The sequence below is a fragment of the Burkholderia sp. Bp9140 genome (assembly GCF_003853425.1).
Lineage (GTDB): Bacteria > Pseudomonadota > Gammaproteobacteria > Burkholderiales > Burkholderiaceae > Burkholderia.
Genome location: NZ_QTPQ01000008.1, coordinates 165243 through 178170 on the forward strand (window position 1 = coordinate 165243; position 12928 = coordinate 178170).

The following is a 12928-nucleotide window of genomic DNA, read 5'->3' on the forward strand; positions in this document are numbered from 1 at the left end:
CCGCATTCGATCGGGACATTCCGCTCGTTTCGACCGCCGCCGGGGCACGCAGCAAATCATGCTGCGCAGGCTACCCAAAACGGTCGAATCGTATCGTGCAGCCGCCCCGAATCGCGACAACCCGCATTTTGGCGATGCTTAAATGAACTCCATGTGCACGACGTCGAATTCGCCACCAGCAGGCGGGCGCGGCGGGTTTCTCGAACCACGCTGGATTCCACGACCCCACTTTCCACAGTCAGGAGCAGTTCGGATGAGCGACGATATCGACAACGGCGGCAAGGGCGGCATCACGCGCCGCGACATGATGCGGGTCATGGCGGCGAGCGGCATGATGGCCGTCGGTGGCGGCGGCCTGCTGACCGGCATGCAATCCGCGTTCGCCGCGCCCGCGCCGAAGCGCGGCGGCAAGATCCGGGTCGCGAACGAATCGAGTTCGACGGCCGATACACTCGATCCGGCCAAGGGCTCGACGGGTGCGGACTACATCCGCTTCTTCATGTTCTACAGCGGTCTCACGCAGCTGGATCAGAGCCTCACGCCGCAGATGAATCTGGCCGAGTCGCTGCAGACGACCGACGCGAAGACGTGGATCATCAAGTTGCGCAAGGGCGTCACGTTCCACGACGGGAAACCGGTCGGCCCGGCCGACGTGGTGTATTCGCTGATGCGCCACAAGAACCCGGCCACCGCATCGAAGGTCAAGACGCTCGCCGACCAGTTCGCCGATGCGAAGGCGAGCGGCCCGGACGAAGTCACGCTCACGCTCGCCAGCGCGAACGCCGACCTGCCGGTGATTCTCGCGACGCCGCAGCTCGTGATCGTCAAGGACGGCACGACCGACTTCGCGACCGGCATCGGCTGCGGCCCGTACAAGCTGAAGTCGTTCAAGCCGGGCGTGTCGACCGTCGGCGTGCGCAACGACAGCTACTTCAAGCCGGGGATGCCGTATCTCGACGAGATCGAGCTGATCGGCATCAGCGACAGCGCCGCGCGCCTGAACGCGCTGCTGTCCGGCGACGTGCACCTGATCAACGCGATCGATCCGCGCTCGACGCAGCGGGTCGCATCCACGCCGGGCTACGCGCTGAAGGAAACCAAGTCGGGGCTCTATACCGACCTGATCATGCGCAGCGACAACCCGATCACCGCGAACCCGGATTTCGTCGAAGGCATGAAGTACCTGTTCGATCGCGAGCAGATCCGCTCGGCGGTGTTCCGCGGCTACGCGGTGATCGGCAACGACCAGCCGATCCCGCCCGGACATCGCTACTTCAACGCATCGCTGCCGCAGCGGCCGCACGATCCGGACAAGGCGAAGTTCCTGTTCCAGAAGGCGGGCGCACTGGGCGCCGCGCTGCCGCCGATCTATGCGACGTCGGATGCGAACGGCTCGATCGAGATGGCCGTGCTGATGCAGCAGGCCGGCCAGAAAATCGGACTGAACCTGCAGGTAAACCGCGTGTCGGCCGACGGCTACTGGTCGAACCACTGGATGAAGCACCCGCTCGGGTTCGGCAACATCAACCCGCGCTCGAGCGCCGACGTGCTGTTCACGCAGTTCTTCAAGTCGGATGCGCCGTGGAATGAATCGGGCTGGAAGAACGCGAAGTTCGACCAGCTGCTGCTCGCCGCGCGTTCGGAGACCGACGACGCGAAGCGCAAGCAGATGTATGGCGAGATGCAGGTGCTCGTCGCGCAGCAGTGCAGGATCGGCATCCCGGCCTTCATCAGCTTCCTCGACGGATACGACAAGCGGCTCGCGGGCCTCGGTTCGATCCCGACCGGCGGGATGATGGGCTTCATGTTCGCCGAGCACGTGTGGTGGAACGCCTGACGCCGTTACGTGCCGATGCCGCGCGGCCGGGGCGGGCAGCCGCTCCGGTCGCGCGCGACCTTTCCCGGAGTGCCGCGTCATGAATCGAATCCTGCTCGGGCTGGTCGGCCGGCGCATCGCGGTCACCGCGCTGACGCTGCTGATCGTGTCCGCGATCATCTTCACCATCACGAACCTGCTGCCGGGCGACGCCGCGCAGGCCGCGCTCGGCCAGTCGGCGACGCCGGAGACGGTTGCCGCGCTGCGCCAGCAGTTCGGTCTCGACATGCCGGCGCACGTGCGCTACCTGCACTGGCTCGCAGGGTTGCTGCACGGCGATTTCGGCCGCTCGCTGTCCGGCGACATGCCGGTATCCGAAATGATCGGCGGACGCCTGCCGAAATCGCTCGCGCTCGCGGCGATCACGACCGCCGTGTCGGTGCCGATCGCGCTGCTGCTCGGCATACTCGCGGCCGTCAAGCGCGAGTCGGTGGTCGACCGCGTGATCAGCCTCGGCACGCTGTCGCTCGTCGCGACGCCGGAATTCCTGATCGCGACGGTCGCCGTGCTCGTGCTGGCCGTGAAGCTGCACTGGCTGTCCGCGCTGTCGTACAGCGGCCCGATCGAAAGCCTGCACGATTTCCTGCGTGCGTATGCGATGCCGGTGCTGACGCTGTGCGCGGTCGTGATCGCGCAGATGGCACGGATGACCCGGGCCGCGGTGATCGAGCAGCTGAGCGCATCGTATGTCGAGATGGCCGTGCTCAAGGGCGCGAGCCCCGCGCGCGTCGTGCTGCGCCATGCGCTGCCGAACGCGATCGGGCCGATCGCCAATGCGGTCGCGTTGAGCCTGTCGTATCTGCTCGGCGGCGTGATCGTCGTCGAGACGATCTTCAACTATCCGGGGCTCGCGAGCCTGATGGTCGATGCCGTCGGCAACCGCGATTTCCCGCTGGTCCAGGCGTGCACGCTGATCTTCTGCGTCGCCTACCTGACGCTCGTGCTGTTCGCCGACCTGTGCTCGATCGTGTCGAACCCGCGACTGCGGACCTGAACGTCCCGTCCTTCTTCCGAGATGCCGCCCATGCACCCGACCGAACCCGTACAACGCAGCAGTGCGTTGCCGCCGTCAGGCGATCAGCAACCACCGTGGGGCGGCGCGCCGCCGCCCGCCGCGCCGGCCCCCGACCAGCCGCGCAAGCGCCGCGCCGCGCGCGTGCAACTGACGACGGGCGGCCGCGTCGGCCTGTCGATGGTCGCCCTGATGCTGTTCATCGCCGTGTTCGCGCCGCTGCTCGCGCCGCACGACGTCGGCGCGATCGTGACGCCGGACGTGTTCGCGCCGTTCAGCGCGAAGCTGCCGTTCGGCTCGGACTTCCTCGGCCGCGACATGCTGAGCCGGATCCTGTACGGCACGCGGCTGACCGTGCTGCTCGCGCTCGCGGCGGTGCTGCTCGCCGCGCTGACCGGCACGACGCTCGGGCTGCTCGCGACCGTGTCGGGCCGCGCGGTCGACGAGACGATGAGCCGGCTGCTCGATGCGCTCACGTCGATTCCGTCGAAGATGTTCGCGCTGATGTTCGTCGCCGCGTTCGGCTCGTCGCTGCCGCTCCTGGTCCTCACCGCCGCGGTGAGCTACATGCCGGGCTCGTACCGGATCGCGCGCGCGCTGGCGGTCAACATCAGCACGCTCGAATTCGTGCAGGTCGCGCGCGCACGCGGCGAGAGCGCGCTGTACATCGCCTGCGTCGAGATGCTGCCGAACATGATCCACCCGATGCTCGCCGACACCGGGCTGCGCTTCACGTTCGTCGTGCTGCTGCTGAGCGGCCTGAGCTTTCTCGGGCTCGGCGTGCAGCCGCCGTATGCGGACCTCGGCTCGCTGGTGCGCGAGAACATTGCCAGCCTCGGCGACGGCTCGGCCGTCGCGATCATGCCCGCGGTCGCGATCGCGATCCTGACGGTGGGCGTCAACCTGTTGATCGACGGCCTGCCGCATCGCGGCCGCCGCAAGGGCGCGGCCGCGGCCGCGGGAGAACACTGATGCGAGATGAATCGACTCCGCTCGTCGAGGTGCGCGGGCTGCGCGTGGTCGGCGGCCGGCCGGGCGGCGCGGAAACGACGATCGTCCACGGCGTCGACTTCGACATCCGGCGCGGCGAGGTGCTCGCGCTGATCGGCGAGTCCGGCTCCGGCAAGACGACGATCGCGCTGTCGCTGATGGGCCATGCGCGCACCGGCTGCCGGATCGCCGGCGGCTCGGTGAAGCTCGGCGGCACGGACGTGTGCACGCTGTCGGCGCAGGCGCTGACCGCATTGCGCGGCCGCCGCGTCGCGTATATCGCGCAGAGCGCGGCCGCCGCGTTCAACCCGTCGCGCACGATCCTCGACCAGGTGATCGAGAGCGCGCTGATCCACAAGACGCTGACGAAGCGCGACGCGCAGGCGAAGGCGGTCGAGCTGTTCCGCGCGCTCGCGCTGCCCGAGCCGGAAACGATCGGCAAGCGCTATCCGCACCAGGTGTCGGGCGGCCAGCTGCAGCGGCTGATGGCCGCGATGGCGCTGATCACCGATCCGGAGCTGGTGATCCTCGACGAGCCGACCACCGCGCTCGACGTGACCACGCAGATCGACGTGCTGCAGGCGTTCAAGAGTGTGATCCGGCGCTACGGGATGAGTGCGGTGTACGTATCGCACGATCTGGCGGTGGTCGCGCAGATGGCCGACCGGATCGTCGTGCTGAGCGACGGCGTGATCCGCGAGGCGGGCGATACCGAACAGATCCTGCATGCGCCGGCGCACCCGTACACGCAAAGCCTGATCGCGGCCGTCACGCCGGCCGATGCCGAACGCGATGCAAAGGCGGCGAGCGCCGCACCGGCGCCGTTGCTCGACGTGCGCGGCGCGATCGCCGGCTATGGCGGCCGGACCGCGAAGGGCTGGCCCGCGAAGGTGATCCTGCACGAAGTGGACCTGCGCATCGGGCGCGGGCAGACGGTCGGCGTGATCGGTGAATCCGGCTCCGGCAAGACGACGCTCGCGAAGGTGATCGCGGGCCTCGTGCCCGCGACGGGCGGGCAGATCCTGCTCGACGGCGAGCCGCTCGCGCTCGACATCGGCAAGCGCACCAAGGAGCAGCACCGCCGCGTGCAGATCGTGTTCCAGAACGCCGATACCGCGCTCAATCCGGTGCATACCGTCGAGCGCACGCTGGCGCGGCCGCTCGCGTTCTATCACGGGATCAAGGGCGCGCGTGCGCGGCAGCGCGTCGCGGAACTGCTCGAACTCGTGCGGCTGCCGCAGGCGGTGGCCGCGCGGCGCACCGGCGAGCTGTCCGGCGGGCAGAAGCAGCGCGTGAACCTCGCGCGCGCGCTCGCGGCCGAGCCCGACCTGATCCTGTGCGACGAGGTGACGTCGGCGCTCGACACCGTGGTCGGCGCCGCGATCATGGATTTGCTGCGCGACCTGCAGGCGAAGCTCGGCGTGTCGTACGTGTTCATTACGCACGACATCGCGAAGGTGCGCGCGATCAGCGACGACATCGTCGTGCTGTATGCGGGCCGTCGCGTCGAGACGGGCAGCCGCGATGCGCTGTGCGCGCCGCCTTACCACCCGTATTCGCACCTGCTCGTGTCGTCCGCGCCGGAGCTGCGCGCGGGCTGGCTCGACGATGCGGCCGAGCGCTGCCACCGGCCGCTGGTGCCGATCGGCGCGAGCGCCGACGATGCCGGGCTGTGTCCGTTCCTGTCGCGCTGCGCGATGCGGGTGGACGGCGTGTGCAACCGGACGGCGCCCGCGCTGCGCACGCTCGAGAACGGCGCGCAGGTGCTGTGCCATCGCAGCGAGGAAGACCTCGCACGCTTCCAGGCGGAGCCGGTGCAGGCCGGCGTCGCGCCGGTGCAGCCGGTACGTCTGTAGCGCGCGGCACGCGACGCGTGCATCGCGCGTGCCGCGGCAGCGGAGGTCCCGCATAGTCTGCTGCGGCGGTCGCGCAAAACGGCGATTTGTGCGCGCGCAGCGCGTGAATACGCGGCAACTGCGCTTTTTGACGGTGATTAAATGATTTGCAATGGACGGCCGCTGCGCGCCGTCGCCGGAATGCACAAGAAGGATCCGATGAAACTGGAATCGTACTGGCTGGATACCCGCCCCGCGTTTCGCGCTGGCAGCGAAGGGCCCGTCGAAGGGCGCGCGGACGTGGTCGTGATCGGCGGCGGCTTCACCGGGTTGTCGGCGGCGCTCGCGCTCGCGCAACGCGGCGTATCGGTGGTCGTGCTCGAAGCCGCGCAGGTCGCGGGAGAAGCGTCGGGCCGCAACGGCGGCCAGTGCAATACCGGCGTCGCGCAGGACTATGCGTCGCTTGCCGCGCGAATCGGTGTCGAGCAGGCGAAACGGTTCTATCGCGCGTACGAAAGCGCGGTGAAGAGCGTCGAGACGATCGTCGCCGAGCACGCGATCGACTGCGACTTCCGGCGTGCGGGCAAGCTGAAGCTCGCCGCGAAGCCGCAGCATTTCGCGGGGCTCGCCAGGACGTTCGACGCGTTGCGGCACGACGTCGATCCGGACATCGAATTGATCGAGCCATCGCGGATCCGCGACGAAGTCGCGTCCGACGGTTTCCACGGCGGCCTGTTGCAGCGCAATGGCGCGCAGATGCACATGGGCAAGTTTGGCGTCGGGCTCGCGCACGCAGCCGTGCGGGCGGGCGCCCGCGTCTACGAACACGCGGCGGTCACGCAGCTCGAGCGGCTCGACGGCGAGCGCCACACGATCACCTGCACGCGCGGCACGATCGTCGCCGACCGCGTGCTGGTCGCGACCGGCGCATCGCAGCAGGGGCCGTTCGCGTGGTTCCGGCGGCGCATCGCGCCGGTCGGCAGCTTCATCGTCGTTACCGAGCCGCTGCCCGACGCGCAGTTGAACCGGCTGTTCCCGCACCGCCGTGCCTACGTGACGTCGCGCCAGATCGGCAACTACTTCCGGGTGACGCCCGACAACCGGCTGCTGTTCGGCGGCCGCGCGCGCTTCGCGATGTCGAGCCCGAACTCCGATGCGAAAAGCGGCGACATCCTGCGCGCCGGCATGGCCGGCTATTTCCCGGAGCTGGCCAACGTGCGGCTCGATTACTGCTGGGGCGGGCTGGTCGACATCACCGCCGACCGGCTGCCGCGCGCGGGCCAGCACGACGGACTGTATTACTCGATGGGCTACAGCGGCCACGGCGTGCAGATGTCCGTGCACATGGGCCGCGTGATGGCCGACGTGCTGTACGGCGCGGCCGCGTCGAATCCGTGGCGCGAGCTCGACTGGCCGGCCATGCCCGGCCATTTCGGGCACGCGTGGTTCTTGCCGATCGTCGGCGCGTATTACCGGGTGCAGGATTTCCTGCACTGAAGCCAGCGCCCCGGAGGATTCGCTATGAAAGTGCATGGTGTTGGGCCGCTCGCCGTCCGCGCGACCGATACGTCGATCGAGCCGTTCCCGATCGCGGGCTTCGCCGCGCCGGCCGTTATCGTGCAGGCGGCGGCATGAGGGCGGAGATCATGGCCGTCCCGTTCCACGACCCGCTCGAGGGCGCGACGCCCCGCACGCCTCGTGTCGCGCGGCCCGTATCGACGGCGATCGGCGACGTGCTGCGCACGATCGACGCGTCGTTCGCGCAGCCGCTGAACCTCGACACGCTCGCGGCGGTGGCCGGGTTGAGCGTGTCGCGCTTCACCGCGCGCTTTCGCAGCGAAACCGGGTTGTCGCCGCACCGGTATCTATGCCTCGTGCGTGTGCGGCGTGCGCAGGACTTGCTGCGTGCCGGTCTCGCGCCGTCGGTTGTCGCGACCGACGTCGGCTTTTTCGATCAGAGCCATCTGTGCCGGCATTTCCGGCGGGTGCTCGGGATCACGCCGCGCGACTACGTGGACACCCGGTCGGGCGGCGCGCCGGCGCGAAGGTCGTCGGCGCGCACGCGCGGTGAACGCCGCGAAGTGTCGTGTCACGCCGCGTAGGCGACAAGCGCGGGCGGGGTGCCCGCCCGTGGGTTTCCGGCTCGACGCCGGCGAACGACGCTTTCCGATATCGCGCGACGGTTTTTGACCGGGCCGCCGCGCACTGTACAGGAGCAGGAATGACTGCAGCTTTCGTGTTGCACCGTGCCGACGGCACACTTTCTTCAACCGCGTTCCGCAAGCGGGCGTTCGGCGAGCGCGATCCTTTCGCGCGACATCGGGAGATGGCGTGGGAAGGGCCCGACGCGATGGCCGCGGGGCGTATCGGCTTCGTCGGCGAACTCGACGTGGCGAGCTTTCCGCATATCGAAACCATCGTGGTCGTCGAAGGCGAGCTGACGCTCGAAGCGGCCGGGGCCGCGCCGCTCGTGCTCGGCCCGCGCGAGGGGGCGGTGATCGGCGGCGGCACCGCGCTTCGCATCACCGCGCAAGCGCCCGTGCTGTTGACATTCTGCGCCGCCGCGTGCACGAAACCGACGAAGCCGGGTCTCTTTCCGCTGCGTGCCGACGCGGACTTCAAGCCGTCGTCGTCGCTGCCCGCAGAGGTGCTGCTCGGGCCCGCGCCGCAATGCCGCAGCGACAACGTGTTCATCGACGACGGCGCCGAGTGCTGCGCGGGCACGTGGGATTCGACACCCTATCACCGCATCATTCGCCCGCATCGCGTGAACGAGTTCATGCTGCTGCTGGCCGGCAGCGTACGGTTTGCCGCACCCGACGGCAGCGTGCTGTCGCTCGGCGCCGGCGACGCGCTGTTCGTGCCGCGCGGCGCATCGATCGGGTGGGAAAGCAGCGAACGCGTGGCGAAGTTCTACGTCGTGCAAAACGTCCAAGCATCCACCGACCGAGACTGAACATGTCCCCTCCGCTGCGCCATATAGAAACTTCGCCCACGCCGCCGGCTTCGGCCGACGTCGTCGTGATCGGCGGCGGCATCATCGGCGTCTTCACCGCCTACTATCTCGCCCGGCGCGGGATGTCGGTGGCGCTGGTCGAGAAGGGCCGAATCGGCGCCGAGCAGTCGAGCCGCAACTGGGGCTGGTGCCGGCAGCAGAACCGCGACGCGCGCGAGCTGCCGATGGCGAGCAAGAGCATCGATCTGTGGGAACGATTCGCCGCCGAAACCGGCGAGGACACGGGCTTTCATCGCTGCGGGCTGCTTTATCTGAGCAATGACGAGGCCGAGCTGTCGCGCTGGGCCAGTTGGGGCGACTTCGCGAAGACCGCCGGCGTGACGACGACCATGCTCGACAGCAAGCAGGCCGGCGAGCGCGGGCACGCCACCGGGCGGTCGTGGAAAGGCGGCGTGTTCTCGCCGAGCGACGGCACGGCCGATCCGGGCAAGGCCGCGCCGGCCGTGGCCGCCGCACTGATGAAGCTCGGCGGCAGCGTCCACCAGCACTGCGCCGCGCGCGGGATCGAACTCGAGGGCGGGCGCGTCGGCGGCGTCGTCACGGAGGCGGGCGTCATCAAGACCAGGACGGTCGTGCTCGCGGGCGGCGCGTGGGCGTCATCGTTCTGCCGCCAGCTCGGCATCCGTTTTCCGCAGGCGTCGATCCGTCAGTCGATCCTGAGCGTGTCGCCCGTCGAGCATCCGCTGCCGGATGCGCTGTATACGTCCGGCGTGTCCGTTACGCGCCGTTGCGACGGCCGCTACGCACTGGCGATCAGCGGCCGCGCGCGCGTGGACCTGACGCCGCAGTTCCTGCGCTTCGCGCCGCAATTCGTGCCGATGTTCGCGAAGCGCTGGCGCAATCTTCTGCCGGGCGGCCTCGAAGGGGTGCGCGGCGGCCATGAAACGCTGAAGCGCTGGCGCCTCGATGCGCCGACGCCGATGGAGGCGGTACGCATTCTGGACCCGAAGCCCGACATGCCGACGGTCGCCGAAACGTACCGCCGTGCGGTCGAACTGCTGCCCGAACTTCGCGAAGCGACGATCACGCACGCATGGGCCGGGTACGTCGACAGCACGCCGGACGGCGTGCCGGGCATCGGCGAAGTGCCGGGCGTGCCGGGATTGATCCTGGCGGCAGGCTTTTCCGGGCACGGCTTCGGCATCGGCCCCGGTGCCGGTCACCTGATCGCGGATCTCGCCACGGGCGCGCAGCCGATCGTGGACCCGGTACCGTATCGGCCGGGCCGGTTCGTCGATTCCGCATGGGGCAAGGTTGCCGATTTCTAGTTTGAGGCCGTCTCGTGCACGACGGTGGCGGCCTCTGGGCGACGCGCTTCGGTCCGGAACATCGGACGAACGGAGCGGGCCGAACCCGTGACGGCAGAAGGCCGCCGTGCTTTCCCGGCCACGTCGGCAAACGATGGTTTCCGCCGTCCGTCGGCGCATGGTATCGAATCAAGGACACCTTACAATGCATTCACCCGTCAATTCGCCGGTGCGCCACCTGCTGGAAGCCGGAAGGCTGGATCGCTTCTTCATCGACGGCGACTGGGTCTTGCCCGACGGCGGCGACCGGTTCGCGGTCGTCTGCCCGTCCACTGAAGACACGCTGTGCGACATCCCGCTCGGCAATGCACGCGACGCCGACCGCGCGGTGCAGGCCGCGCGCCATGCTTTCGAGCGCTGGGCCGCGACTTCGCCGCAGCAACGCGCCGCGCTGCTCGACCGCGTGCATGCGTTGATGCTGGAGCGCGCCGAGCGGTTCGCCATGGCGCTCGCGCTGGAAATGGGCGCGCCGATCAGCTATGCACGCGGCGCCCATGTGCCGCTCGCGGCCGAACATATCCGGGTCGCGCGCGACAACCTGGCCGGCTATCCGTTCCGGACGCAGCGCGGGACGACCGCGATCGTGCGCGAGCCGATCGGCGTATGCGCGCTGATCACGCCGTGGAACTGGCCGATCTATCAGATCACGGCGAAGGTCGGACCGGCGCTCGCCGCAGGCTGCACGGTGGTGCTGAAGCCGAGCGAGCTGTCGCCGCTCAGCGCGTTGCTGTTCGCGGAAGTGATCGCGGAGGCCGGCGTACCCGCGGGCGTATTCAACCTGGTGAGCGGCAGCGGAACGGAAGTGGGCGCGGCGCTTGCCTCCCACCCGCAGGTCGACATGGTGTCGATCACCGGGTCGACACGTGCCGGCGTGCTGGTTGCGCAAGCGGCGGCGCCGACCGTCAAGCGCGTCGCGCAGGAGCTTGGCGGCAAGTCGCCGAACCTGGTGTTGCCCGATGCCGACCTGCCGCGCGCCATCGGGCCGGGCGTTGCCGCCGCGTTCCGGAACATGGGCCAGTCGTGCAGCGCGCCGACCCGTCTGATCGTGCCGCGCAGCGTGCTCGGCGCGGTCGAGGAACTCGCCGTCGCGGCAGCACAACGCCTGGTCGTGGGCGATCCGTTCGACGATGCGACGACGCACGGCCCACTGGCCAATCGCGCGCAGTTCGGTCGGGTCGCGCAGATGATCGATGCGGGCATCGACGAACGCGCGAAGCTGATCGCCGGCGGCCCCGGGCGGCCCGCCGGATTCGACCGTGGCTTTTATGCGCGGCCGACCGTCTTTTCCGACGTCCGCACCGACATGACGATCGCGCAGCAGGAGATCTTCGGTCCGGTCCTCGCGATCCTGCCTTACGACACCGTCGACGAAGCCGTCGCGATCGCGAACGACACGGTCTACGGGCTTGGCGCGCATGTGCAGGGCACCGACAAGGAGCGCGTGCGCGCGGTGGCCGCGCGTATCCGGTCGGGGCAGGTGCATCTGAACTACCCGGCGTGGGATCCCCAGGCGCCGTTCGGCGGGTACAAGCAGTCGGGCAACGGTCGCGAGTACGGGATCGAGGGGATGGAAGAGTACATGGAGGTCAAGTCGATCGTGGGGTTTTATGATTGACGCAGTCGCTGCGCGAGATGCAGCAGTCCTGGTCTGAACCGGTTTGCCTTGTAAGGGTGTCGAACGTGGAAAACCCCATCATCCCCGAGACGTCGTTGGAAACGCATCGCGCCCACTGGGCGGCATTGCGCCGCGACCTGCATGCGCATCCCGAGTTGCGGTTCGAGGAACACCGCACGGCCGACGTCGTCGCCCGCGAGCTCGAGGCGCTCGGCTATGCGGTGTCGCGCGGGCTGGGCGGCACGGGCGTCGTCGCGAGCCTGCCCGGTGCGGATCCGGGCCGGGGAATCGTGCTGCGCGCCGATCTGGATGCGTTGCCGATCCACGAAGCCAACGACTTCGCGCATGCATCGTGCGCGCAAGGGGTCATGCATGCGTGCGGGCATGACGGGCATACCGTCATGTTGCTCGGGGCCGCGCGCATCCTGAAGGCATTGCCGCGGTTGCCGGGCACGGTTCATTTCGTGTTTCAGCCCGGAGAAGAGGGCGGCGCGGGGGCGCGCAAGATGATCGACGACGGGCTGTTCGAGCAATGCCCGACGGAAGCGGTATTCGGCATGCACAACTGGCCCGGCTTGCCTGCCGGGCATTTCGGGTTGCGCACCGGCCCGATCATGGCTGCGGGCTCCCGGTTCAGGATCACGGTAACCGGCAAGGGCGCGCATGCGGCGCAGCCGCATCTGGGCATCGATCCCGTCCCGCTCGCATGCTCGATGGTGCTGCAATGCCAGACCATCGCCGCGCGGCACAAGGACCCCGTGGATCCCGCCGTCATTTCCGTCTGCATGTTCCATGCGGGAACGACGGACAACGTCATTCCGGACAGCGCCGAGCTGCGCGGGACGATTCGTACGCTGTCGTCGGCCTTGCAGCAACAGCTGCAGCGCGACGTCCGGCTCATGTGCGAGGGGCTGGCCCGCGCCCATGGCGCGCAAGTCGACGTCGAGTTCTTCCAGTACTACCCGGCGACGGTCAACACGCCGGCCGAGACGGCGCTCTGCGAAGCGGTGATTCGCGAGACGTTCGGCGACGAACACCTGTACCGCGATGTGCCGCCGAACATGACGTCCGAAGACTTCGGCTTCATGCTGGAGGAGCGCCCCGGGGCGTACGTGCTGATCGGCAACGCACCGGCCGGCGTGGCCGCGCAGGCCCTGCATCACCCGAAATACGATTTCAACGACGACATCATTCCGGCAGGGGTCCGCTATTGGGTCGCCCTGGCACAGCATTACTTCAGGGGTGCGCCGTGATCTTGCCGGTGCGGCGGGCGGGCC

10 protein-coding genes are annotated in these 12928 nt (G+C 68.8%); all 10 read left to right on the forward strand.

Annotation, left to right across the window (positions count from 1 at the left end):
* Window positions 1-253: 253 nt before the first annotated feature.
* The 10 genes from DIE21_RS09475 (at window position 254) to DIE21_RS09520 (ending at window position 12904) form a co-directional block, all read left to right on the forward strand.
* The gene (locus DIE21_RS09475) at window positions 254-1837 is read left to right on the forward strand and encodes an ABC transporter substrate-binding protein (RefSeq protein WP_124497447.1); all 1584 of its coding nucleotides are present in this window, start codon (window positions 254-256) and stop codon (window positions 1835-1837) included.
* 79 nt (window positions 1838-1916) lie between these two features.
* Window positions 1917-2870, forward strand: a complete 954-nt coding sequence (locus DIE21_RS09480) for an ABC transporter permease (RefSeq protein ID WP_124497448.1) — start codon at window positions 1917-1919, stop codon at window positions 2868-2870.
* A 30-nt stretch (window positions 2871-2900) separates the two neighbouring features.
* Window positions 2901-3860 (forward strand): ABC transporter permease, encoded by a 960-nt coding sequence (locus tag DIE21_RS09485; RefSeq protein WP_124497449.1) that lies wholly within the window; start codon window positions 2901-2903, stop codon window positions 3858-3860.
* On the forward strand, window positions 3860-5734 hold the full coding sequence (locus DIE21_RS09490) for an ABC transporter ATP-binding protein (RefSeq protein WP_124497450.1): 1875 nt from the start codon (window positions 3860-3862) through the stop codon (window positions 5732-5734). The genes DIE21_RS09485 and DIE21_RS09490 overlap by 1 nt, the downstream gene beginning before the upstream one ends.
* Before the next feature lie 198 nt (window positions 5735-5932).
* Complete coding sequence (locus tag DIE21_RS09495; RefSeq protein ID WP_124497451.1) at window positions 5933-7210, forward strand: FAD-binding oxidoreductase; 1278 nt, start codon at window positions 5933-5935, stop codon at window positions 7208-7210.
* Between the two features lie 149 nt (window positions 7211-7359).
* Window positions 7360-7815 (forward strand): helix-turn-helix domain-containing protein, encoded by a 456-nt coding sequence (locus DIE21_RS09500; RefSeq protein WP_124497470.1) that lies wholly within the window; start codon window positions 7360-7362, stop codon window positions 7813-7815.
* Window positions 7816-7934: 119 nt separating this feature from the next.
* Complete coding sequence (locus DIE21_RS09505; protein ID WP_124497452.1) at window positions 7935-8669, forward strand: cupin domain-containing protein; 735 nt, start codon at window positions 7935-7937, stop codon at window positions 8667-8669.
* A gap of 2 nt (window positions 8670-8671) precedes the next feature.
* Window positions 8672-9997 (forward strand): FAD-binding oxidoreductase, encoded by a 1326-nt coding sequence (locus DIE21_RS09510; RefSeq protein WP_124497453.1) that lies wholly within the window; start codon window positions 8672-8674, stop codon window positions 9995-9997.
* A 184-nt stretch (window positions 9998-10181) separates the two neighbouring features.
* The gene (locus tag DIE21_RS09515) at window positions 10182-11651 is read left to right on the forward strand and encodes an aldehyde dehydrogenase family protein (protein ID WP_124497454.1); all 1470 of its coding nucleotides are present in this window, start codon (window positions 10182-10184) and stop codon (window positions 11649-11651) included.
* A gap of 65 nt (window positions 11652-11716) precedes the next feature.
* Window positions 11717-12904, forward strand: coding sequence for a M20 aminoacylase family protein (locus DIE21_RS09520; protein ID WP_124497471.1), 1188 nt, complete (start codon window positions 11717-11719; stop codon window positions 12902-12904).
* Window positions 12905-12928: the final 24 nt, after the last annotated feature.